The sequence below is a fragment of the Paenibacillus azoreducens genome, assembly GCF_021654775.1.
GTDB classification, from domain to species: Bacteria; Bacillota; Bacilli; order Paenibacillales; family Paenibacillaceae; genus Paenibacillus_AQ; species Paenibacillus_AQ azoreducens.
In genome coordinates, this window is the sequence record NZ_AP025343.1 from 6,278,280 (window position 1) to 6,302,472 (window position 24,193).

Annotated in this window: 23 protein-coding genes; 8 read left to right on the forward strand and 15 right to left on the reverse strand. The window is 48.8% G+C overall.

The window, feature by feature from the left end; genetic code table 11:
• Window positions 1-21 precede the first annotated feature (21 nt).
• The 8 genes from L6442_RS28000 to L6442_RS28030 form a co-directional block, all read right to left on the reverse strand.
• Entirely contained in the window at window positions 22-2,310 is a 2,289-nt protein-coding gene (locus tag L6442_RS28000) for a tape measure protein (RefSeq protein WP_212978164.1), read from the reverse strand.
• A 19-nt stretch (window positions 2,311-2,329) separates the two neighbouring features.
• Window positions 2,330-2,461, reverse strand: a complete 132-nt coding sequence (locus tag L6442_RS32900) for a hypothetical protein (protein WP_265589742.1) — start codon at window positions 2,459-2,461, stop codon at window positions 2,330-2,332.
• Window positions 2,462-2,484: 23 nt separating this feature from the next.
• A complete protein-coding gene (locus L6442_RS28005; protein WP_212978165.1) occupies window positions 2,485-2,919 on the reverse strand; it encodes a phage tail assembly chaperone in 435 nt (144 codons plus the stop codon).
• 35 nt (window positions 2,920-2,954) lie between these two features.
• Window positions 2,955-3,362 carry a phage tail tube protein gene (locus tag L6442_RS28010; RefSeq protein WP_194230662.1) on the reverse strand — a complete coding sequence of 136 codons (408 nt, stop codon included), beginning with the start codon at window positions 3,360-3,362 and terminating at the stop codon, window positions 2,955-2,957.
• A gap of 169 nt (window positions 3,363-3,531) precedes the next feature.
• Window positions 3,532-4,998 carry a phage tail sheath family protein gene (locus tag L6442_RS28015; RefSeq protein WP_212978166.1) on the reverse strand — a complete coding sequence of 489 codons (1,467 nt, stop codon included), beginning with the start codon at window positions 4,996-4,998 and terminating at the stop codon, window positions 3,532-3,534.
• A 2-nt stretch (window positions 4,999-5,000) separates the two neighbouring features.
• Window positions 5,001-5,207 carry a YqzN/YkzM domain-containing protein gene (locus L6442_RS28020; protein ID WP_212978167.1) on the reverse strand — a complete coding sequence of 69 codons (207 nt, stop codon included), beginning with the start codon at window positions 5,205-5,207 and terminating at the stop codon, window positions 5,001-5,003.
• A 10-nt stretch (window positions 5,208-5,217) separates the two neighbouring features.
• Window positions 5,218-6,054 (reverse strand): hypothetical protein, encoded by an 837-nt coding sequence (locus L6442_RS28025; protein ID WP_212978168.1) that lies wholly within the window; start codon window positions 6,052-6,054, stop codon window positions 5,218-5,220.
• Window positions 6,055-8,037: 1,983 nt separating this feature from the next.
• Complete coding sequence (locus L6442_RS28030; RefSeq protein ID WP_194230666.1) at window positions 8,038-8,508, reverse strand: ArpU family phage packaging/lysis transcriptional regulator; 471 nt, start codon at window positions 8,506-8,508, stop codon at window positions 8,038-8,040.
• A 569-nt stretch (window positions 8,509-9,077) separates the two neighbouring features.
• Here L6442_RS28030 and L6442_RS28035 point away from each other — a divergent pair.
• The 3 genes from L6442_RS28035 to L6442_RS28045 all read left to right on the forward strand — a co-directional run bounded on the left by L6442_RS28035 (window position 9,078) and on the right by L6442_RS28045 (window position 12,036).
• Window positions 9,078-9,530, forward strand: a complete 453-nt coding sequence (locus tag L6442_RS28035; RefSeq protein WP_194230667.1) for a transcriptional regulator — start codon at window positions 9,078-9,080, stop codon at window positions 9,528-9,530.
• A 53-nt stretch (window positions 9,531-9,583) separates the two neighbouring features.
• Window positions 9,584-10,006, forward strand: a complete 423-nt coding sequence (locus tag L6442_RS28040) for an ImmA/IrrE family metallo-endopeptidase (RefSeq protein ID WP_212978169.1) — start codon at window positions 9,584-9,586, stop codon at window positions 10,004-10,006.
• A gap of 95 nt (window positions 10,007-10,101) precedes the next feature.
• Window positions 10,102-12,036 carry a 5'-nucleotidase C-terminal domain-containing protein gene (locus tag L6442_RS28045; RefSeq protein WP_212978170.1) on the forward strand — a complete coding sequence of 645 codons (1,935 nt, stop codon included), beginning with the start codon at window positions 10,102-10,104 and terminating at the stop codon, window positions 12,034-12,036.
• 91 nt (window positions 12,037-12,127) lie between these two features.
• On the opposite strand, the gene L6442_RS28050 is transcribed toward L6442_RS28045, so the two are convergent.
• Window positions 12,128-13,282, reverse strand: coding sequence for a transglutaminase domain-containing protein (locus L6442_RS28050; RefSeq protein WP_212978171.1), 1,155 nt, complete (start codon window positions 13,280-13,282; stop codon window positions 12,128-12,130).
• 36 nt (window positions 13,283-13,318) lie between these two features.
• On the reverse strand, window positions 13,319-13,768 hold the full coding sequence (locus tag L6442_RS28055; protein ID WP_194230671.1) for a hypothetical protein: 450 nt from the start codon (window positions 13,766-13,768) through the stop codon (window positions 13,319-13,321).
• 547 nt (window positions 13,769-14,315) lie between these two features.
• Between L6442_RS28055 and L6442_RS28060 the strand changes: the two genes are divergently transcribed.
• A complete protein-coding gene (locus L6442_RS28060; RefSeq protein WP_212978172.1) occupies window positions 14,316-15,461 on the forward strand; it encodes an MFS transporter in 1,146 nt (381 codons plus the stop codon).
• 1,566 nt (window positions 15,462-17,027) lie between these two features.
• Here L6442_RS28060 and L6442_RS32905 read toward each other — a convergent pair.
• Complete coding sequence (locus tag L6442_RS32905; RefSeq protein WP_265589744.1) at window positions 17,028-17,150, reverse strand: hypothetical protein; 123 nt, start codon at window positions 17,148-17,150, stop codon at window positions 17,028-17,030.
• A gap of 200 nt (window positions 17,151-17,350) precedes the next feature.
• Here L6442_RS32905 and L6442_RS28065 point away from each other — a divergent pair, with 200 nt between their 5' ends.
• Entirely contained in the window at window positions 17,351-17,710 is a 360-nt protein-coding gene (locus L6442_RS28065; protein ID WP_194230673.1) for a toprim domain-containing protein, read from the forward strand.
• 84 nt (window positions 17,711-17,794) lie between these two features.
• Here the strand turns inward: L6442_RS28065 and L6442_RS28070 are convergent, their stop codons facing one another.
• Together L6442_RS28070 and cyoE are read right to left on the reverse strand one after the other, a co-directional pair.
• Window positions 17,795-18,406 carry an SCO family protein gene (locus L6442_RS28070; protein WP_194230674.1) on the reverse strand — a complete coding sequence of 204 codons (612 nt, stop codon included), beginning with the start codon at window positions 18,404-18,406 and terminating at the stop codon, window positions 17,795-17,797.
• Between the two features lie 152 nt (window positions 18,407-18,558).
• A complete protein-coding gene (gene cyoE, locus L6442_RS28075; protein WP_194230675.1) occupies window positions 18,559-19,494 on the reverse strand; it encodes a heme o synthase in 936 nt (311 codons plus the stop codon).
• A gap of 307 nt (window positions 19,495-19,801) precedes the next feature.
• Here cyoE and L6442_RS28080 point away from each other — a divergent pair, with 307 nt between their 5' ends.
• Window positions 19,802-20,785 (forward strand): metal-dependent hydrolase, encoded by a 984-nt coding sequence (locus L6442_RS28080; protein WP_212978173.1) that lies wholly within the window; start codon window positions 19,802-19,804, stop codon window positions 20,783-20,785.
• Window positions 20,786-21,073: 288 nt separating this feature from the next.
• Here L6442_RS28080 and L6442_RS28085 read toward each other — a convergent pair whose 3' ends face one another.
• Entirely contained in the window at window positions 21,074-21,286 is a 213-nt protein-coding gene (locus L6442_RS28085) for an alpha/beta-type small acid-soluble spore protein (protein WP_194230677.1), read from the reverse strand.
• A 117-nt stretch (window positions 21,287-21,403) separates the two neighbouring features.
• Here L6442_RS28085 and L6442_RS28090 point away from each other — a divergent pair, with 117 nt between their 5' ends.
• Complete coding sequence (locus L6442_RS28090) at window positions 21,404-21,580, forward strand: hypothetical protein (RefSeq protein ID WP_212978174.1); 177 nt, start codon at window positions 21,404-21,406, stop codon at window positions 21,578-21,580.
• Between the two features lie 6 nt (window positions 21,581-21,586).
• Here L6442_RS28090 and trpS read toward each other — a convergent pair whose 3' ends face one another.
• Window positions 21,587-22,576, reverse strand: a complete 990-nt coding sequence (gene trpS / locus L6442_RS28095) for a tryptophan--tRNA ligase (protein WP_212978175.1) — start codon at window positions 22,574-22,576, stop codon at window positions 21,587-21,589.
• A 623-nt stretch (window positions 22,577-23,199) separates the two neighbouring features.
• Between trpS and L6442_RS28100 the strand changes: the two genes are divergently transcribed.
• A complete protein-coding gene (locus L6442_RS28100) occupies window positions 23,200-24,177 on the forward strand; it encodes an aldose 1-epimerase (RefSeq protein WP_212978176.1) in 978 nt (325 codons plus the stop codon).
• Window positions 24,178-24,193 lie beyond the last annotated feature (16 nt).

The following is a 24,193-nucleotide window of genomic DNA, read 5'->3' on the forward strand; positions in this document are numbered from 1 at the left end:
GGCAGTCGGATGGAATCCGCTTTAAGCAAGCGCCATAGACTGCGGTTTCCGATTTTGCGTCGCCTTCGCGAATTCCGCCCGTAAACGCTGGCCGACTTGCTGGATAATGCCTTCGACATCAACCGGGTACTCCTCATGAACCGTAACCTGTACGGCTCCCGCCGGAAGATTAAACTGGTTTGTCGTTTCCGTTTTGAAGTCGCGCAGGAATCCGGATAACTCGCTCATTTGTTCTGGACTGATTTGAACAACTTGCGGAACTTTGCTGGTGGCTGCTGCGGCATTACTGGATACTGCGGACTGCATACGCGGACTTGGACCAGGAACATTCGCCCCGGCCATCGGAAGCGTTCCTACAGATGCTGACAATGCTGCCCCGTACATAACCGACGGTACTGATTGTTTTGGCGGAATGGAAGGACCAGGGATCGCCGCAGGTTTTTCGGCAATATCCTCTTTAGGCTTCTTCTTTTTGCCAAATAGTCCGGAGACCCAGCCTGTTACGGAAGAGAAGGCCTCTTTGGCCTTCGGAGCGATATCAGAAACAAATCCTCCGATTTTTCCGCCGACAAAATCTCCGAGAGCACCTCCAACCGTAGTTCCCAATATAGTGCCTACACCTGGAATAGGAATCAGACTTCCCACGGCGCCGCCAATGACGGAACCTATCGTTCCACCTGCGGCGGAACCTATCGCTTTGGCCCGTTCCTTACCAGGCTCGGCGGTAGCAATAGAAGCCGCATCGGCTACTAGACTGAGTGGACCGAGCAGCTTCTTCATTCCGCCTTTCATAATCCCGCCGGCCAGGCTGCCAAGACCGCTTTTTCCAACGTTGTCAATCGCAGAACCTGCCAGTGAAGCTGCCTTGGAAGCTATCCCGGTCTTGCCTCCAAGAAGTTCTTTGCCATGCTTCCATAAATCTTGAGCCCCGCCAATAATGTCTACACCTGCTGAACCAACCGTTTGAAGCAGCTCACCGCTTTTTCCGGCTAATTTGAATAATTTCGAGCCAGCCTTGGCGATTTTATTCGGTTTAGCTGCTCCGCCCTTTGCTTTACCGTCTGAACTAAACGGACTGAAGATCGCGTTTGCTCCACCTTTCAGAATTTTACCGGCCACGCCAAGGCCGCCTTTTCCAACTTTAACAGCAGCAGAGCCAGCAAAAGAAAATGCTTTGGAAACGGCGCTCCCGCCGCCTTTTAACAGATCTTTTCCTTTGCCCCATATTCCTTTGGTCTTAGCGGCTAAGCTTTCACCAACAGGACCGAGCGATTTGGCACCCTTCTTAGCCCACTCGCCTACCTTGGAAGCAACAGCGCTAAGCTTCCCTGGTTTACTTTCTGGATTTTTCGATTTGCCGAAACCAAGCGCACCAAACAATTTACCTGCGCCGCCCTTAAAAACATTGCCTGTTCCCTTAAGAACATCGCCGGTTTTAGTTACCAAGCTACTGTTTTTAATTTTTCCGAAGGTGGTGCTGATCAATGAAGATGCTTTGTTCGCAAACGCACTGTTTTTGAACATATCTTTTCCGCGGCCCATCAGCCCTTTGGCCTTGTTAAAGAGGCCTCCGCCGGTTTTTTTTACAGAATTAAGAAGCTTGGAACCAACCTTTTTGGGTTTTGTCTGCTTATTTGCTTTGCTTCGTTTCGGTTTCTTATTTTTGGATCCTTTTTTACCCTTGCGGCCTTTGTTCCCCCCATAATTACCGTTACCTATACATTGACATTGGCAAATCTGGGGACCTGCTTCCTTCTCGACATTGTTCCAAACGTCCTTAAGCCCTTTGAGTTTTTCCGGAATCTCGCCTGCACTTTTCAAGCCTCCGCCCAAAGTTTTAAGATCCGAAAAAATGGCTTTCAGGTTATCCAGGAAACTAGCAGGATCTTCCTTGGGTCCACCCCCGGATTTACCTCCCCCTATAACCGCTGTCATCTTATTCATCACGACGGTATTAGCCGTAAGAGAGCTGACCAGAGCCGAGAAATTGGGTGCTGCTTGATTGGCTTGATTAGACTTACCTTCAACCTTCAATATTCCGGGCGTCTGAACCACCTTCAACTTCACCGTTCCCGACGCATGGATCACCTGCGATTTCACGCGGTTGATCTTGTGCAGAATTTGGTCCAGCCCTTTGGAGGCATAGTCCTTCAGCACAATCTCCGGCGCCATGCGGGTGCGGCCAATGCGCAGCACACGCCCTTGGATACGTTCAAAATAACGTTCCATGGCGCGCAGCTCCCGGTTGGCTTTGATGACGTTTTTCGGTTCGATGACCAGGTTCATGCGGCAATTCATCGCTTGTGCCAATATGTTTCACCTCCTTGCATTAAGGATTCTGAGCCGCCATTCGTTCGATCTCTTCCCCGGCAAAAGCCAGCAAAAGCAAACGTTCGCCGCGCGGCAGCCTCCAAAAATCTCCGGGACGAAGGTGATGCCGTACCCACAGGTGATACAGCATCGTCGTCATTCCCCCGGAGTTAATCAGTTTTTTAGGTCGTCAATATCAACGCCGAAACCGGACAGCTCCAGCACCTTGTCGCCGACGGCATCCAGTTCGCCTGCCAGCAGCAGGCGGCGCACCGCCTGTTCCCCGCCGGACAGCTTCATGCGGCTTGTAATGCGCGGGTCGCCCCAACCACTGAGTGGTAGCCCCTTCACTTCAAGTTTGCTCGTAGCTTCCGCAATAAGCATCGCATTAAATGTCTCGCCGTCCACCTTCTCTTCCACCGAACCCTTCACGGTGCGGCGGATCGTGCAGCGTTCGCGGATGCTGTCCACTTTGCTGGACGTCAGGCCGTGCAGGACAATCATCATGTCCAACCGTTTGATGCGGACAGTCTCTTCCGGCAGTTTCTCCGCCGCTTCAAACAGGCTGTCCAAAATTTGCTCTTCCGTCATATGTTCATGCAAGCTCATTTGTCATTCTCCTTTATGATTGAAATTGAAAATGATTAGTCACCGACAATCGGATCAAGCAGTTGGTAGCCTTCAAACGTAAACGAAGTTTCTTCCTGCACTTCTTCGCCGGCGGTCCAGTTGGCGAGCTGGATTTTGTCCGGCATACAGCGCATGAGGAGCACGCGTTCATGGCCGAAGGACTCTGGATCGTCCAATTTGGAAATAATATCGAATTTGCTGAATCCACGCTGAATCATATCCGAAGTCACCTTATAACCGCTGATGGTGCCGGTGCCTTTTTTAATGCCGGTTTTATGCACCTTCCAGTCGTTGCCGACTAGGTTCAGTTCTCTTTTTTCCAATTCCACGCTGGCTTCCAGCTTGTTAATATTCGTCTGCCACACCCCGTCAATAAAGGCCTGGCCGTACGTTCCCAATATTACTCTTGAAGCATCCAACATATTTTTTTCCTCCCTGTGATTAAAAAGTTATTTAAGGCTCAATACGAAATCAGTTCTCGGCACTGCACGGTTACCCGCTTACATTTACGGACTGTGCTTAAAAATCACTGCCCGCCTCCACCCGTCTTTCCATGAGCCATGATCAATAATTTATTTAATGAATTGAAAATTACTGCACGTAAAATGTTCCGAACAGCTGCTCCATCACATCGGTAAGCTTCACGTTCCACTGCAGGAATACCTGATCGGCCTCCGGTTTATGAACGGCGCCATCCCCGTAATAAGCAGGGTCGAGAATGACATCGTAGCCATCAGGCTCGATGACGCTGCTAAGCGACAGCTGAGCCAAATATTCCTTCACCGCACCGATCAAGGCCAAACGTCCCTCCTCGGTGTTGTTCACCTTGCCGATATACGTCTGCTCCGCAGTACGCTGCAGATCGGCGTTGATCGCATCCATCACGCGAATGGAACGGATTTTTTTCCAAGCGTTGTTTTGGCCTTCAGCCGGATTCACCAAGCTGTTGATGCCGCGCAGCGCTTTGACCTGACGGCCGTCGAAAAAGAACAGGAACACGCCGTTTTTCACCGCTTCTTCCTGCTCCGGACGGCTCCAGCGGCGGGTCACGTCTTCAAACGGAGTCTGCGCATATGTCGCCGACTGGTTCAGACGCTGCCCGGCGATCAAACCTGCCACATAAGCAGCAGTCTGTGCGGAGCTATAGTCCGTTCCGGCAAGGCGCACGCCTGTGCCCACATTGATGATGCCTTCGTGATTCAGTGTAATCGAACGTGCCACAGCCTGCTTCACGGCATCCTTCGATACGTCTTCGGCCTTCGATCCGCCAAACACAGCCATCACGCCCCGGCCTTCGCGGCGGATACGTTTGACCCAGGAAGCAAAGCTTTGCAGCAAGGCCATATCTGCGGCATAATCCAATGCCAGCACATCAAAATCCTGTCCTTCCGCCGCTTCCTGCATTGCGATGTAATCGGCATTCGCCAGCTTGCTGTTGCCGCTTGCACCGCCAGTAAAAGCTGCGCCGCTGACATCAGCCGGGATACCGCCTTGACCAAGCACCTTGGCCGTTACCCACAAATTGCCGCTGTCCTTATTGATTTGGTCCGCAATGGAAGCAGCCGTGCCGTCGGTTCCTTTATAAGTGCCAAGCAGCTTGGTGCCTTCATACAAGCGAAGCTCGCGCGCATTCGGCTCGCCAAGCGTCGGCTGTACCGTAACGGTGAAGCTGTTGCCGCGGCTGCCCGGATATTTGGCCGCAAGCTGCAGACAATCGGCCGGGGTAGCATCCGAGCTTTGAAGCGTAACGCTTGCAGCTGCCGCCGTATCGTCCGCCAGACGGTAAGCGAGCAGTTTTTTCGGTCCGCCCAGAAGGGCCAGATACAGCACCGGATAAGCCGTAGCGCCGTCCTGCGTATCCTTCGAATACTTTTGCTCAATCGCCGTTTCGCTGCTAATCTCCACAAATTCGCGTACAGGTCCCCAGTTGGCTTTGACCGGCACGATCACCGTTCCGCGCGTTCCGCCCTGAATCGCTGATGCTGCCGCCGCCTTGAAATTCATATACAATCCCGGCAATACCGGTTTATTCGCATTTTCCCAAGTTCCGCCTGCCATAATTAATCCACCTTCGCTTTCATAAATTGTTCGATTTTTGCTTTTGTTTCAGCTACCGTAAACGTACTCTTCTCTTCCCCGTAAAAAGCTCCCGCCAACACTTCCTCCTGCACGCCAAACAGCTCTTTGGCATGGGCTGCCAGCTCGGCAACCGGATAGCGCGGCGTTTGGTCTGTCGCTTCGTTTTTAACCGTCTTTTTCACTGCCATCCAAACCACCTCAATTCAAAATAGAATGTACGTCAACCCTGCGGATCAGGGCCGCATCTTCCGCCGGACGCATCAACCGCTGCACGAGCGTCAGCCGCAGCTGGCCGTCCAGAAAGGCATCCGCCTCCAAATCAGCTGATACATCAACCACCGACATATATCTACGCCGGTCCGAATCGAGCGGCAGCTGCACCTTCATCCCCAGCTCTTCCACTAAAGCCAAGACCGCACGCTGCTCAATTGCCGGATCCAGCGCAGTAATATGCCCTCTGAACTGCTTGCGGACTTCATATAATGAAGCTCCTGCCATTTTGGTCTCGCCCCCGGTTAACCGCCATAAGACGGCGGAATCTCCCGGGCCGGACGGCCAGGCCGTGTCATAAACCTTCCACGAAACACCAACCAGCTTCCCGGTCCATGCCTTTAACGCCATCAGCCATTCATCCCGCGCTGTCGATGCATCCGCCCCGGCTTCCGGAATGTACACGCCAAAACGCAGCGTCCTGCAGGCCTTGCCCGTGGAAGCTTCCAGTCTTTCGGCTTTCCGCGCCCCGAGAAAATGCAAAGTAAAAGCGCCGCTTCCAGGATTAGACACCCGTTTGCGGTGTAAATCAACGGATAACTTTTCCGCCCACACATCCGCTTGGTCCATGCCGGCATTCCCTGGATAAAGCTGCAGCCGGATCACCTGCCGATAACCTGCCCAGGAAGACTTCCAAATCTCCTCGCTGAATGCGATGACCCCGTAAGGCTCGTCATTCCCGCCGGCCGGAGGCTGCACATCATAAATCCGGTCCTTGAGCTCCGGGATGAGACTCGCGATTGCTTGCTTCACCGCCGCTCTCATGTTGTAAACCGCCGGAGCGTTCTACTGCTTGGAAGTTGGCCGCAGCTGATCCACCGTTTTGATTGCTTGCGCAATTCGGCTCCTCCTTTCCGCATCTTTTTTTGCCGAAAATGAGCAAGAAGGGCAATTTACCGCAACAGAAAACCGGCCCTGATGGCCGGCTTACATTCGACTGTGCGTCTTCGGTTTGCCCTCTTGTTTTCATTTCCGATGATACTATCTTACACCCCTAAATCGGATGCGCTGAAGGCAAAGCGGACGAATAATGGCGTTTTGGCGGATGAAAAATGTACGAATATATGTTCGTATTTTTGTTGGGGATCTGTTCCTTATTATAGAAACCATAGCACTGTTAAAAAAAATGATTTCATTATAAGTACCGAATAAAACAAAAAAGGACAGGGTCTCCCCCATCCTTTCATATAAGAATTTTGCATACTCCTAAAAGCGACTTCCAATCAACCAATATAGATCGAAACATTCGTTCGGTTTTTTTATTGTTCCGGGAGCTTCTGAAATTTAATTTTTTGCAAATAAATCCTGATATAAGTAAAGCGTCTATCGACGTACTCCCAAAGAAGCCTGAACGCGTCTTGCAGTCATTTTATTTTGGCAAATTACTTGGCATAGCATTATCATTTTTCGTTCTTTGTGCCAGCTTGGATTTTGTCAATTGAGTGAGTCTTTCATACGAATCTGCATTTTGTCAATTGAGTGAGTTCTTCATACGAATCTGCCTTCCGCCTTTCGTGCTAACGAGAGAACATCGCTTTTTGATTGAATCTGCACGGGTTTCAACTATATTCTAACGGACACCACGGCCGCTAAATGGCTAAAAAAAGCTGTTTTGAAATCCTAACGGTCACCACAGCCCTTAACTGCTCCGAAACACGGGTAAAAGCGGCTTTTTCCACCAAATAGCTGCATCTGTGTCCGTTAGAAATCAAAATGGTCGAAATTACCCTCAATAGCGGCCGCTGTGTCCGTTAGAGTTTTGCGTGCAAACCTGTCATAGGATCCCATCTCATACGTGCACAATCCGCTCATACAACTCCAACACATATGTGTAATCCACCCATGCGACTCCAACGCACAACTCCAACGTATACGCGCAATCCGCTCATGCAACTCAAACGCACACGTGCGATAAACGAAGTCAATCCCCAACTCGTTGATACGTCCGATCTCAATTTCCCCACTATGCATCAACAGATTTCGTTTGACTATATTCTAACGGACACCACGGCCGCTAAATGGCTAAAAAAAGCTGTTTTGAAATCCTAACGGTCACCACAGCCCTTAACTGCTCCGAAACACGGGTAAAAGTGGCTTTTTCCACCAATTAGCTGCATCTGTGTCCGTTAGAAATCAAATTGGTCGAAATTCCCCTCAATAGCGGCCGCTGTGTCCGTTAGAGTTTTGCGTGCAAGCCTGTCATGGGATCCCAACTCATACGTGCACAATTCGCTCATACGACTCCAACGCACGACTCCAACTCATACGTGCGCAATCCACTCATACGACTCCAACGCACAACTCCAACGTATACACGTAATCCACTCATGCAACTCCAACTCATCTATACCACCCATTATTCGTGCAACTCCAACCATATGTGAATTCATTCATGCGATCCCAACACATACATGCAGTCCATTCATGCTATCCCCAACTCAATTGATACGTCCGATCTCAATTTCCCCACTATGCATCAACAGATTTCGTTCGACCAATTATGCAAGCTGCGCAGGTGTCGAGATCAGAAAGGCGAAGGCGACCGGTGCGTCCGGCTGGTGAAAAAGAATGCAGCAACAGGCGGGCAAATCGATGCGCTTCTATGATCCAGACAGCGGTCAGCGGCAGTTTTCCTACGATTACTTAATAATGTAACTTCACTGAAACTTATAAACTCTATAAAATCCTGAAAATCTCCTCGTTCTTCCACTTTCTAAAATCTCACACTAAAAATTTGCTTCTATAACACTACCCCACCGTCACCCGCTTCTGCAGCTCTTCCAGCTTCAACAACCCCCGATCCGCAAAAGCCAGCGCCAGTTTATAAAACGCCCGGGCCCGAATTTTCGTATACGTATCTTTGCTCACCGGCGGATCCAAAATGTAGTTATACACCTTGTAATCAAAGACGTCGTCCTGCTTCATGTACCGCTCGCGGATAATCAACTGTTCCCGTTCGCCAAGCCGCTCTACGATCGCCTCGATCATTTCGCAATAAGCCCTTCTGGCTGCAGGCACGTCCACATTATAAGCAGCTATTTGCGCCGTCTGATCAGAAGTGACATTAGTCGGCCCATGGAAACGTTCGGTGTAGGAAGCGGTAATGCTGGCTTCTTTTGCTTCAAAAGTGATTGTTTTATAAATCCGGTATTTTTCAAGCAAAGCCTCGATGGCGTTTTGCGTTTTACGGCGGTCCAGTTCAGGCAGAAGTTGTTTCATAAGATATGCACTCCTTCATTCGAAAATTAAGGTTTGAAAAGGCTCAATACTAAAATTAGTCCTTAATAATCCGTGAGCGGGTTGTCACTGTGGTTACGGATCGTTCTTCTGGTCGCTGCCCGCCTCCAAATTTCTTGATTTTAACCTCTAACAAAGGTTGGGAATTGGGTGACAAGCGTAAGCTTCCGATGCCAGTTTTCCTCCGGAAAGATTCCAGGCGAACGCGAACGCTTCGAAAGAATCGATTCCATTCCCTCTGCTACTCCGCTTCTTGACAGGTACTAATTATGATCTTGAACCTTTAAAAAAATAAAAAACTCTGGCTTGTTCGTATTTTTGTTCGTATAATGATGTTAACATACCACTTTTTGGTACAAGTCGTAAAACGCCAAATTCGAAGCTTTTTAAATGATATCGACCCTATTTCCTCTCTTCCGATGCCATTTGGTATCAAATCCTCATTTTTCCTTTACCTTTTGGCAACATGGAGGTATAGTAAACGAAAAGCGGGATTTGCTTGTTGATTTGACAATTGAGGACCCGCGCTCATTAAAGGAGTGGACTTACGAGTGGAAAAGGAATTTGGAAGTCTGTTAAGACTGCTGCGTGAACAAAAAGGCATGTCGATCAACCAACTGGCCGAAAGCGCCGGAATCAGCAACTCGCAAATTTCCAGAATGGAGAACGGCCTGCGCGGCGTGCCCAAAGCCCCTACGATCCGCAAGCTGGCCGAAGCATTAAACGCGTCTTATCAGGAACTGATGATCGCCGCAGGTTATTTGGAAGAGGCAGCGAACCTGAATATCGCGGTAGCGGAACAATCGCCGGAGTGGGCTACCTACAAGGATAAACGGGACTTCAAAAAAATGCTTGAAGAGGATGGCGAGCTGATGTTTGACGGAATACCCCTTGACCAGGAGGACCGGCAGCGGATCAAAGACGTGTTGACAGGACTGTTCTGGGAAGCCAAGCAGATGAACAAACGGAAGAAAAAGAACAACGGAACACCGGATGAAAAATAACCTGAATCAACTCCGACAACTTTCGACTACAAGCGACAAAGCAGGTGAAAATTGTGGATGAGATCATTCGAAAGTTAATCCGCAAGTACAAAACCAGCTGCCCTTTTGAACTTGCGCAAGCGCTTGGGATACATATCCGTTACAACGATCTGGGAGCATCCACCAAAGGTCTGTATTATCGCAAGCTGCGCAGGCGTTTTATCGTCATACATAACCAGCTATCCCCGGAATGGCAAAGATTCGTATGCGCGCATGAGCTGGGTCATGACCGGCTGCACAAAGGCATCAGCCGTTTTTTTCTGGAGGAGCATTCCTATTTCGCCCCGGGTAAATTCGAGCTGCAGGCCAACCGGTTCGCCATCCGGCTGCTGACGTCGGGAACAACGATTGAACATGGGGAATCGATTCAGGATTACTGTTTGCGCAATGGCATACCACCGGAAATGCAACATTTTTTCCCGTCTTTATGGCAATAAATGATTCCTTAGTCTTATTCCACCTTCCTGATGGTCTATTAGAATAAAGTAGAAGGTAAAATTATCTATTTTCAATTAGGAGGTCTTGAAGTTACATGGTCAAAAGGAAATGGTTCGCTTCTCTTCTGCTAAGCGCAGGTTTGCTGGTCGGCTCCATCGGAAGCGCCGCCGCGGCGGAAGGAACACCTGGAACTGCGGCTTCGCCAAGCGGCAAGCATATCACGATCCTGCATACCAATGATATGCATGCGCGCGCAGTCGCCTCGTCGCCTGAGATGGGTTTTGCCAAGGTTAAAGGAATTTTCGATCAATACCGCAGTCAAAATCCGGACACGCTGACGCTGGATGCGGGCGATACCCTGCATGGTACGCCGTTTGCCACGCTGGTTCGCGGCGAAAGCGTCGTCAAGGTCATAAACGAAATGGGTTACGATGCCATGGTTCCCGGCAACCATGATTTCAACTACGGATCGAACCGCTTGATCGAGCTGTCCCAAATGCTCAAATTCCCGATCATTAGCTCCAACGTTAAAAAATCGGATGGAACGGATCTCTTTAAACCTTATATCATCAAAGAAATTAACGGCGTCAAAATCGGAATCATCGGCTTCAGTACGCCGGAAACCGCCTATAAAACAAGTCCCAAAAACGTAGAAGGCCTCAAGTTCGTCGATCCGGCCGTCGAAGCCAAAAAGGCGGTGGACGAGTTGAAGGGCAAAGCGGACGTCATCATCGGCGTCGGCCATCTGGGCGTGGACAAGTCCAGCATCGACACCAGCCTAAAACTGGTGAAGGAAGTGCCAGGCATCGACGTTTTCATCGACGGTCACAGCCATACCGTGCTTGAACATGGCATGCAGGCCGACAACAACACGCTGATTGCCAGCACCGGCGAATACACCAAAAATGTCGGTGTCGTCGATCTGTGGGTTGACGGCGGCAAGGTCGTGAAAAAGGAAGCGAAGCTGATCGACGAGAAACAGGCAGCCAACATCCAGCCGGATGGAAAAGTAGCCTCACTCATCGCTTCCATCCAAAAGGAGCAGGAGCCTGTTCTCAAGGAAAAGGTTGGCGAAACTCCGGTCAAACTTGAGGGCTCCCGTGAAAAAGTCCGTACCGGCGAAACGAATCTCGGCGATCTCCTGGCCGATGCCATACGGGATGTGAGCAATTCCGATATCGGCATGACCAACGGCGGCGGCATCCGCGCTTCCATCGAAGCCGGAACCATCACCAAGGGAAATATCGTCACCGTGCTGCCATTCGGCAATCAGATCGTGCAGCTGAAAGTTACCGGCGAAGACATCGTAGCCGCACTCGAAAACGGCGTATCCGATTATCCGGAGTCCAAAGGCGGATTCCCGCAAGTATCCGGCATCAGCTTTAAAATCGATAAAGCCAAACCAAAAGGCAGCCGCGTCCATTCCGTCATGGTCGGCGACAAAGCCATCGATCCAAAAGCCGTATATAAGCTTGCCACCAACGACTTTATGTCCATCGGCGGCGATCAATATACGATGTTCAGCAAGTATCCGCAAGCAGGAATGTATGGTGCGCTGGATGAAGCGTTGATCTCCTACATTCAAAAAGGCGGCAAAGTGCCTGCCGAAGCTCAAGGACGGATCACCGAAGGTGCATCTCCTGCAAATCCAGCATCGGCACCGCAACCGGAACCGGCTAAACCAGAAACGACCAAAACAGAAACGACCAAAACAGAAACGACTGAACCTGCACCAGCCAAACCGGAAACACCGGCTCCTGCACCTCAACCAGAGAAACCAGCGAAACCAGAAACACCGGCTCCCGTACCTCAACCAGAGAAACCGGAGACACCTGTCGTTAAACCGCAGCCTGAACCAACCAAACCGGCTCCGGCTCCTGCAGCGGATGTCTATATCGTGCAAAAAGGCGATAATCTTACCTCGATTGCCGAGAAGTACGGAACAACCTGGAGAGTGCTGCAAAAACTGAACCACATCAAAAATCCTAACATGATCTATCCAGGACAAAAAATCAAACTGCCAGCCTAATCAGGCTCGCTGCACAAATGCAAAGGAGCTGTACCCTGCCAGATCATGGCGAACGGTACAGCTCCTTTTTTCACAATTTTGCTATTCCGATTTACGAGAGAACTCCATCCCGGATATGTGTGGCCGAAAAATTCGGCGGATTAAACCAGTCGCCGCTTTTGGCCCAAGTAGGGTCCAGCGGGATCCACTTTTTCTTTTCGCTTAAATATACTTCATTCCAGGCATGCGGGCCGTAGCCGCCCTGCCCGTTATAGCCTTGACCGGTAACAACCCGGACCTGCAGCCCTTGCGAACGGGCCATTACGGCATAAAGGCGGGCATAATCGATACAAACCCCTTTTTTCGTGTCGAACGTGTTTTGAGGCGTTTGTTCGTGCCAAACTCCCCTTTGCTCATAATCATCAACCTTGCCATAGTCATATTGAACTCTGGTACCTACCCAATCGTACAAACGTCTGGCTTTGTCTTCATCGGTTTTTGCGCCGTTGACAATGTCAGCCGCAGCCGCATCGATGTCGTCCGGAATCGCATGGTCGATCACCTCATATTTGCGCTGCATGATACCGCTGAGTTCTTTTTCCACGGCTTTCGTAAATACCGGCAGTTTCTCCTTCACCAGTTGCCCTGATATAGGCTCAAGTACCCGTTGCGCCCCTTCCTGATAAATCGGGGAAGCTTCCACGTAACGGGTAAAAGCGGTATTCGGATACAGCGATACGTACACAAACAGCAAAGCCACGACAACCATACAGCGTGCCGCGCCGATCAGCAGACCGATAACCGCTCCCGACAGACGGCTGAGAATCGATGAGGACTTTTGAGTGCCGGGCGCGAACAACGCTCCCTTCCCGCCGAATATCAGCACTGTTAGCCAGCGCAGCAGCAGGCGGATAATACTATAACTGAGGATAAACAACACGGCGAACCGCAGCAGCGGAAAATCAGCCATCGAAGAAATAAACGTATAATAAAGCTGTTCCCATGTTTTTAAGTCACGGTTCGGAAAGGTACTCGTATATTGTGCGAGCCACTCCTGCACTTTAGGGGATACCCATAATGTGAAAGGAATCGACATTACCAAAGCCACCAAAATAAAAACTCCCTCCCTCAGCAGGGAGAGAAGTCTTCCGGCCGAACGGGACGCTCCCCGGCTCCAGCCTTGAAGGAATGAGACCAGGATGATCAGCAGCAGGAAAATCGACACCACATTTAACTCCTGCACGCTTTTTATCCATGATTGCAGCATATGACGACCTCCCTCCATGGTATCACAGGGAAAAAACTATTTGGCCGCATTTCCATTTGCTTTGGATTCATTGATAAAAGACTGTACGGTGTCATTGATCTTCCACTTCCCGAGCGATACGCCGCGGAGCGAAACATCTACCTTGTCTTTGCCCTTTTCGCCCTTAAGCTCCAAATTCGGCGTTGTAATCGTAAAGTTCCCGGCTGCATCCGCTATATATTTTGCTTCTTTTGCTTCCTTCATCATCAGGTTCATCGCTTCGCTTTTTAGCGTATCCACGGTTTCCGTCGTCACGTCATTCACGACATCCTTGATCTTCTCCAGCGAAACGCCGCTGTACACTACCAGCGCAATGACGATAATGATCGCGATTGCCCATTTCACCATCGTTTTGACCAGACCAAGGACCACGAACAGCACAATGAGAGCAATAACGATGATTAACCAGTTTTGCTGTAAAAAATCGGACCATACTTGCGTATTCATTTCCATCTCCACTCCCATCAGCCAATACTTGAATCAGACCCTACGGACCAAAGCCTGTGTTAAAAATAACTCAAAAAGTCTGCTTTTGATAAGAAAACCAATCGAGGCAATTCAAGGATGAGCGACCGCGATGCAAAGGTAGATTTTCTTCGGCAAGCGGACTGCCTTTCCATGATCGTCCGTTGAAAAGACGTTCTTATTATACATGATTCTATTACACCCTGTCAGCTTTCGCTATTTTTAGGCGGTTTCCCCTTCTCTTCAAGACTTTATCGATATTGAAAATAGGGGTCTAATCCGGAGCGTACAAGCGTACAAGTAGAGTGAATGAACCAAAGGAGAATATACGGGAGGAATCTATCCAGAGGGATTGGATCCACGGTCAGCGTAAACAAACAATCTAGAGATATTGGATCCACGGTCAGTGTAAACAGGGACAATCTATTCAGAGAGATTCGATTCACGGTCAATTAAACGCGGACAATCTATCCTCCCCCGTGTTCATTCCGACCCACACGTATGTGATGTATGGAAAGGAGCTGCTCAGGTGAAAACCGCGATTTGGCTGTATATGTTTTTGTTTCTCGCTTTTTTTGATCTCCATGCCCAGTATCCCATTTTAACTCCGTTTGCCGTGTCTCTCGGGGCAGCGCCTGTTTTTATCGGCTGGATGATGGGCATTTACGCCCTTACGCATCTGCCAGGAAACTTAATCGCAGGAACCGTGATCGACAAACACGGCAGCCGCCGTTATATCATCTTCAGCCTCGTTTCGGCCGGAATCGTGCTGCTGCTTCAATCTCAGATTCATTACCCTTGGCAGCTGCTTCTGCTTCGGTCCATTAGCGGTTTTGTTCTGGCTTTCCTTTCCCCCGCCTGTCTGGCGCTGCTGGCCTCACTATCCTCCGACAAAGTGACTCAAGGCAAATTAATGTCCGGTCATGGCGTTGTCCATACGCTTGCTTCGGTCGTATCGCCAGCTGCAGGGGCATTTATCGTTGCCAAAGCCGGCTATTCGGCGACCTTCCAAAGCCTGGGCTGGTTATTGATTGCCACGGGTGTCATGGCTGTCTTCAGCATACCCCGAACGCTTCACCAAACGGCGCATTCAGCCGCTCATCCCGACGGGGAGACTGCACAAGCTGTGCCAGCATTCCCGGTGCCTTGGCGAATCTATATATTGCCTTTTGTCATGTCATGCTCTCAAGGAATTTTATTCTTCGAGCTTCCTTTGCGTTCCGTCGGCATGGATGGCATCATGTCAACCGGCATCCTTTTTTCCATTATGAGCATCGGTGCATTGGTGACGCTGAGCATGCTTTTCGTCAACCGCTACTCCCCTTTTAAAAGAGTTCTCGGCGGCCTATTGCTGCTTGCGGTTTGCTTTTATTGCCTCGCAGCCATTCAATCGATTCCGCTGACAGTGGCCCTGTTTATTCTCGGGACTGCCAAAGGAATCATTTTCCCGGCGATGGCCTCGCTGTTCATTCAATTAAGCGGCGGCAACAAGCTTGGCAGAGTGTTCTCGCTCCAGTCCATTGCCATGTCCATCGGTTCTTTTATCGGTCCGATCGCTGCCGGGCAGCTGCGAACCTTCATATCGCCATATTTTATTGCCTTTATCTTATTGATGATTGGACTGATGATGCTCCCAACAAGCCGCAAACCGGGATCACTGTTATCGCCTACATAAAGAAAACATTATCGATGTATTATCTTAGAAGACAGAGCGCGTTTAGGGGTCGTTTTCCTTGCGATATATGGATGTGAGGAGCTTAGCGGTTATACTTGCTTAACTCAGAAGAAACCTTCATTCTTTTAGTAAATAATTGAACCCATCTATAGAAGGGGCTCAGACTGCGTTGTGGCAGTGAAATGGAATCTTGGTACCTACGAGGCATTTGGCATAACGTTACAATTTTCGCCCTTTGTGCAATCTACCCAGCCTCAAGATATTTTAACGGACACCACGGACGCTAATCCGATAAAAACAGCAGTTTTGAAATTCTAACGGACGCCACAGCGCTTAATTGCACCAAAACATAGGTGAAAGTGCCCTTCTTTATCAAATAGCTGCATCTGTGTCCGTTAGAAATCAAAATGCTCGAAATTGACCTCAATAGCGGCCGCTGTGTCCGTTAGACTTTGTGTGCGCTCCATTCATACGATCCTAATGTACATGTGGGACCCATTCTGGCAGTGGATCGATAATCTGGATTTCTATGCAGCCATTGATCGCTCCCGGTAATATGCTAGATCAAGTTAACGTACCATCGTTTAAATCATTACTTCCCTTTCGGGGTACAATCGATCGAAGTATCCGGCAGCTGGATACCCAAGATCGTAGAAACGCCACGGTGCCTTGAGTCAGCCTTCTCAAGAACTCGCCGTCTTTTAGCCTTCTTAAGTCTCTCCACATCTTTTAGCGTCCTTTGCCACCTTCTAGCGTCTCTCCGCTTCTATTGTTGTCTTTTACCTCCTTCTAGCATCTCTCCATGTCTTTTGTTGTCTATTACCACCTTCTGCTGTCCTTCCACTTCTTTTATTGTCTTTTACCTTCTTCTAGCGTCTTTCCTCTTTTAGCGTCTTTTACCTCCTTCTAGCGTCTCTCCACTTCTTTTGTTGTCTTTTACCACCTTCTATCATCTTTCCTCTTTTAGCGTCTTTTACCACCTTCTAGCGTCTCTCCATGTCTTTTGTTGTCTTTTACCACCTTCTAGCGTCTTTCCTCTTTTAGCGTCCTTTACCTCCTTCTAGCGTCTCTCCACTTCTTTTATTGTCCTTTACCTCTTTCTAGCGTCTCTCCACTTCTTCTCACGTCTTTGAGCGCCTTTTAGTGTCTTTTAACGCATTTACTATCTTTTCGCATCGCAACTTTTAGCTTCTTGTAGTGTCTTTTACTGTCTTTCCGCATCTTCATCGCCTTTACTTCTTACCGCATCTTTTTAACGCCATTTAACGCTTCTCCAGGCCGCAATGATTTCCTTTCTGCTTCCCTTCTTCAACAAATAAGAACAACGCTTTCAAAGTAGGCAGACTGCGTTTACCTGTCATTTTTCTATAAAGATGCGGGATTACCCCGAAGCTTGTGCTTGCCTGCATCTTAACCCTGACGCCTGCTGCTTGATCTCTCGCATAGGTTGATACCCAAATCCGCCCGGATAGGCTTTTGCACAAAACTAATGCTCTTTACCTACATAGGATACATTGTGTCATGCGACAACAAAGAGAGCGGGGTGAGAAGCATGAGTCATTTGGGTCACTGCGGCTGCGCTCCCGTAGCGCCGGTTGCTACTGCTCCTGTAGCAAAAGCTCCAATCGTTTCACCATGCATAGGAAGCAATGTCGGAATTGTTTTGGTGCTCTTTATCTTGTTGGTCATTATTCTACGCGCCTTCTGGTGTTAGTCTGATTAGACCCTAAAAAGGCGATCTTCCTAAACTCAGGGGATCGTCTTGTTTTTTTGCATGCATGGCCTAAAAAGCGCTACACTAAGGGAAACCGGGCCAAATGTATTTTTTTCAACATTTCCCGGGGAATTTCGATTGGAGTGTTTCTACTCCTAACCCGAGGTGAGGACTTATGGCCATTTACATTATCGTAGAAGGCAAAAATGACCGCAGCAAACTGCGGCGCTTGCTTCAGGAGGACATCCGGATTTTATGCACGTTCGGAACTCTGAATTCCGCCAGACTGGAAGCACTGCGCAAAGAAATTAAAGACGAAGAAGTCTATTTGTTTATGGATAACGACAGCTCAGGCAAAAAAATCCGCGGCATTCTACGCGACGCCTTTCCCGATGCAGGACATATCTATACCCGGCGCGGTTATCCCGGAGTGGAAGGAACTCCAGACGAATATCTTGTGGCCCAACTGGAAAAAGCCGGGCTTGAGGAATACATCATTTATCCCGATCCGCCGTATTTTGTTCCAACCGATTGAAGTTTGCTTGTGTCGAAAACAAAAAAAGCGCCCCGATTTCTACCCTAGCGGCAAATCAGGCGGCGCTTCTCTATGTCCGTTGGCTTATTGTTTAACCAGTTCTTCTACATCCTTGGCAAGTGATTCTGCGGTGACATTATCGGTATCGTTGGCATTGTAAAGCTTGCGCACCTGATTGTCCCGGTCCACCAAGGCGATCACGTTGGAGTGGGCAAAATTATCCTTGTTATCCCCCATGATGCCGATCTTGAACGACTTCTCGGCAACTTCCCGGATCTTTTTGTCATCGCCTCTTAGAAAATACCATCCATTATAGTCCACGTAAAACTTGTCCCCGAATTCCTTGATTTTTTCCCGGGTATCCACCTTCGGATCGAAGGAAATGGAGACAAATTCCGCGTCTTTGGCGAATGTGCCGTCTTTGATCAGCTGTTTTTGTGTTTGAGAGAGCAGGAAGGTCGTGACAGGACATACATCCGGACAACTGGTGTAAAAAAAGTAAAACAACCTTACTTTACCTTTCGTATCATCACGCGTTACCGTTTTGCCATCGACATTTTCCAAGGAAAAATCCTCAACCTGTCCCAAAACCGGAAACTTGGATTTACCGATCCCGGTACCTGTATAAATCAGAAATCCCGCCATTACTACGATTAAAGCCAGCAAAATCCATGTCCATTTATAACGTTTCAACATGTTCCCCAAACTCTCCCTCTCACCTTGTTACTTGCCGTTCTGGAGGCTTCAAGTCCTCAGCTATCGTACGCAGGCATAAACTCCCTAAGCACTCGCCCGCCTGATTTCAGAAAAAATCCCATGCATCCATGGGATTTGTCAATGATATATTGTTAGTGTGTCGTATTCAGAATCATCACGATCAGACTCAGGGTCAGATAATTAATCGAAAATAGAAACAACTTCTTCGCCCATGCGTCATCATCTTTGGCCGTCAGCCCTTTAATGCCGAGGTACAGCCAAGTAAGGGACAACAGTGTTCCAATGATCATGAAATAGATGCCTGTATAGCCAAATGCATACATCAGGGCTGGAATCGGAACAAGCAGCAACAGATAAGGAATAATCTGAATTTTCGTACGCTTGATTCCCTTGACGACCGGTAAAAGCGGATATCCTGCCGCTCTATACTCTTCCACGCGCCGGATGCCCAGAGCCCAGAAATGCGGGGGCTGCCACAAAAACAACAATGCGAATAGCAGAACCGCTCCAAGGTCAATCCTTTGCGTCACGGCAACGTATCCGATAACTGGAGGCATTGCTCCCGAAATGGCTCCAATCGATGTACTCCAGGTTGAGGTGCGCTTCAGCCACATGGTATAAACGATCGCATATACGAACATTCCCACCAATCCGCAAATGCCTGCCAACACTCCTGAGAAAATGAACAGATCCGCAAGGCCCAATGCACCGAGAGCAAAGGCGTACCAGAGTACAACCGAAGGTTTGAGACGGCCGGATGGAAGCGTGCGGTTGCGTGTGCGTTCCATTTTCATATCGAGTTCACGATCAAAATAATTGTTATATACGCAGGCAGAAGCCATAACCAATACAGTTCCGAGCAAAGTCAGAATCATTTTTCCAAATTGGATATCCCACTGGGAAGCGACCCAATAACCTGCAAAAACTGCTATTAAATTCGAGCGGATAATCCCGGGTTTTGTTAGTGCTATAAAATCTTTCCATGTCGCCGATGAATTAGGCGGCGTTTGTTTGATGGAAAGCGTCGCGGAATCCGAAGGAGCCTGGTAACTTAAATGATTGTCCACGCCTTTAAGAATCCTCCTTATTCTGTTCTGTGGAGGAATCGCTGCCTCCGCTATAAAGTTTATCATATCAAAAGGTAAAAGTGTTTGACAATCCTCAACGAAATCATTCACCATTTTGACAATTTGGTGACGCGATTTAGTATGGTCTTCCCCTTATATATTCATCCAAAAGTGGGCAGTAACTATGTATGAAGGAATCTGCAGCAGGTTTTACAAAATGTTCACGGTGGATGACCCTGCGAAAACAGGAATTGCATTTCCGGATTTGTTACAATACAAATAAGAACAACACGAAGGAGACATGGTAATGGATACAGCCACACATTTTGTGATGGGACTCAGCCTGGCCGGTCTCGCCTACGTCGATCCGGCGGTAGCCGCAAGTCCTGCACTCGCCACCGCCGTACTTCTGGGTACGGTCATCGGTTCTCAAGCCCCTGATTTTGACGGGCTCTTACGCTTAAAGAGCAACGCCCTGTATGTGAAGAATCACCGGGGCATCACTCACTCGCTTCCTTTTCTCGTGATTTGGACCGCGCTCATCAGCGGCATTCTGTCGCTCGTTTTCAGAACGGTGCCTGCGGGACACATCATCCTCTGGACGGGAGTCGCCGTATGCGTTCATGTGTTCAGCGACTTGTTCAATACGTATGGAACCCAAGCCATGCGCCCATTTTCGGAACGTTGGATATCCTGGAATATCATTCATATCTTCGACCCGTTTATGTTTACCACCCACGCAGCAGCCATCCTGCTGTGGAGTACCGGAGCCGTTCATCCGGCACCGCTTTTTACCGGGCTCTATATTTTAACGGCGTTGTATTACGTCTGGCGTACCGTGGTTCATGCGCTTACAACAGCCGAAGTCAAACGCCGCGATACCACCCGTCAAGATGGGGACCGCTACTATGTCATTCCAACCGTATCCTTTCATAAATGGCATGTCGTCAAAGCGCTTGCGGACGGAAGTTATCAAATCGGCGTTATGAACGGGGATGGACTGGATTGGCGCAAACATGCCCGCACCGAGCAGCACCCAGCCGTCGAACACTCCAAACAGCATCCGGATGTGCAGGCTTTCCTCTATTTCACTTCCTTTGCCGTTGCAGAGGTTGAACATCTGCCTTGGGGTTATATCGTGCGCTGGGCCGATGTCCGTTACCGTCACCGCAAGCAGTATCCATTCGTAGCCGTGCTGGTTATGGATAAGCAGTTTCAGCCGATCAACACATATGTTGGGTGGCTGAGCGCCAAGAAAACAGCTAAAAGACTGTCCATCAATTCGGGCTGAGTCAATCATCGGGCAAAAAACTCTTCATATTAATAAGGATTAAAATAAACCAGCTGTTTCCCCTTGGGAAGCAGCTTTTTTTTAAGCTTATAGTACAAGTCTGTTGGGTCCCAGGAAAGTATTTGGAATAAGCATCGAAGTATAGATTCCACTTTGTGGTTTTTTCATCTTGATTTCCAACTTGACGAAAACCCTTCAGTAAGAGAGAATCACCCTAGAGATGTCTTGAGGATGCAAAAAGCCCGAGACGCAGGGAAATGCGCATCGGGCTGTTAAATTTATTGGATTTTATTGATGTCCTTGCAGAGACTGTTCAGCCATTTGGACAAGACGTTTGGTAATGTATCCTCCAAGAGAACCTGTTTCGCGGGAAGTCATGTTGCCGTAATATCCGTCCTGAGGAATTTGCACACCCAGTTCTTGAGCAGCTTCCAGTTTCATTTGCTGCAAAGCTGTTCTTGCTTGCGGTACAACCAGGTTGTTTGAACGAGATTGAGCCATGTTAAGATTCTCCCTTCAATTCTGCGTGATGTTAATATAAGCTTGCAAACTTAGTATGGCTCGCACACTAAGAGTTATACAGAAAAGAAATCATATTTTGTCTGGAGGTTTTTGACAATGAGCAAAGGATTATCCCTTTGGTTTTCATGCTCGTCCATTTTTATGCTGGGAGCTTCCGCCATCTTCATCAGCTATAACGGCTGGATCGCGCTTCTCCTTGGTATCCTGGCAATATGCAATATCGGCTGGGGGTTCGTGATCAAAGCCAAGAAAAACCGTGCCAACCAATCTTGATATCTTTTATTTTTTCGGGAGCAGGAAACCCATCCGTTCCTTCACATCCGTAAGTGTGCGCGATGCGGTTTCCATGGCGTTAGCTGCGCCTTTTGCAAGAATATCGTGCAGCTGACCGGAATTCCGGATCTCATGATATCTATTTTGCAGCGGTTCAAGCACCGAAACAACGACTTCGGCCAACTGTTTTTTGAAGTTTCCATACATTTGGCCTTCAAAGTGATCCCGAATCTGTTCGAGCGACATGCCGGAACATTCGGCATAAATGCTCATCAAGTTGCTGACTTCCGGCTTTTCAGCAGGGTCATAGCGTACCTCTTTGCCGGAATCCGTCGTCGCACGGCTGATTTTCTTGCGGATTTCATCCGGCGTATCGAGCAAAGCGATGTAACTGCCCGGATTCGGATTGCTTTTACTCATTTTTTTCGATGCGTCATCCAAAGACATGATCCGTGCGCCCACTTCAGGGATGTAAGGTTCCGGAATTGTGAAATATTCGCCGAAGCGATGATTGAAACGTCCGGCTAAATCGCGTGTTAGTTCGAGATGCTGTTTCTGGTCTTCGCCGACAGGAACGAGATCCGCATTATACACCAGAATGTCCGCAGCCATCAGGGAAGGGTATACGAACAAACCGGCCCCGACCGACTCTTTTCCTGCAGTTTTATCTTTAAACTGAGTCATACGTTCCAGTTCGCCCATTGAAGTGAGCGTCGTCAAGATCCATCCAAGCTCGGAATGAGGAGGCACATGGGACTGCATGTACACATTTGACTTGTCAGGATCGATGCCTGCAGCGACGAACAGTGCGGCAACCGCCTCCGACTGCTCTCTAAGCGCCGCCGGTTCCTGCGCTACCGTGATGGCGTGCAAGTCCACGACCATAAAGTTGCAGGCGTAATCATTTTGCAGCTTCACAAAATTTTTCATAGCCCCGATATAATTGCCCAGTGTCAGCTTGCCGCTTGGCTGGATGCCGGAAAGTACCTTTTTCATGAATATCCCTCCAAATTGTAATTTGCTTTAAAAAAAACAAAAAGGCCTCATCGTCCGTAAGGGACGTGAGACCGTGGTGCCACCCTTTTTCACTGCAGACCAAAAAAACAATCGATGCAGCCTTATACATTCCTTAACGTGGAATGATCCGGCCGGTCTACGCAGGAAAAAAGCCGCTTCCCTTCAACTCGGCACTCAAGGGTCCATTCGGCAAAATCGGCTCCACCGGTTCGCATCAACCACCGGCTTTCTGAAGGTTATGCCGCCTTTGCTTACTTGTCCCTGTCATCGTGTTACTCATACTCATTGAAAACCTATATGCAATGCCTATGATATAGCTCAACTTGTCAAATTGTCAAACCCCTTTTTTTTAAAATGGGATTATTGGCATTTACGATTGAAGCAGGACTTCTTTCCTGCAGGTTATCGCCTTTTTTTACGAATCGCCGCAAAATCTGTTATGATATGTTTAAGCTGGCGCGATCAAAAAAATAGTGAATCGGATTTGCACGAAAAATGTCCGTCATTACGCTGCTTTCGGCAAATCGAAGGGTCTATTATTTTTTGATCGCGCCTTAATAACCCTAAACGATCTGAATTAAAGTGGAAAAAGGAGCATCGATATGAATCAAGTGACCAAAGGGCAATGGAATGGTTACGACACTTACATCCTTCATAGTCGTGAGCTTGAAGTTACACTGCTGCCGTGGCTTGGGAACAATGTGATCTCCATTTGGGACAACATTCAGAACAGACAAGTCGTCCGAAGACCCGATGAAAATGAGTTGGCATTTTACATGCAAAAGCCCTATCATTTCGGTATGCCGATGCTCATTCCGCCGGGCAGAATTCGCGGAGGCCATTTTGAATATGAAGGCCGTGAGTACCAGTTCGACCGCAATACCGCTGGCGACAATCATATCCACGGCCTGCACCGTACACAGCCTTGGAGAGTCAGCGACATCGAGGAAGACGAAGACGGATGCGCCGTAACGACGGAATTTCTGACCGCGGACGATCCACGATGGATGGAACAGTTCCCGGCTCCGCTTAAGCTTGAAATGACTTTACGTCTTCAGGGTTCCCGATTGACCCAACATTTAAAAGTTACCCATCTGGGAAATTTGCCCGTCCCTTTCGGTATTGGTTTTCATACATGGTTCCTGCTCGACGGACAACCTGGCGATTGGACCCTTCAATTGCCGGTAGACGCCGTTTATGCTCTTGATCAGGACTTGATAACTACAGGCGAAGTGCTGCCGCTCGGCCCTTTGGAACAGCTCAATCAAGGACTCAACTTGCAGGGGACCAATTTCGACACATTGCTCCGGATTGGAAAAGATCAGCCAGTCGAAGCCCTGCTGCTGCGCAAGGACGGTTACGGACTCAAATATTCCGCAGATCCTGAATTTTATAAGCTTTGGGTGCTGTACACCAAGGGCGAAGCTAATGAATTTTTATGCATTGAGCCTTATACTTGGCTGCCCAATGCTCCGAATCTGCAAGCGGGTCCCGAAGTCACAGGCCTCATTCGGCTTGAACCCGGTCAATACATCGACATGGATCTGCATGTGGATATGATTTATCCTGATGAATCTTAACCTGCTGTTCATCACC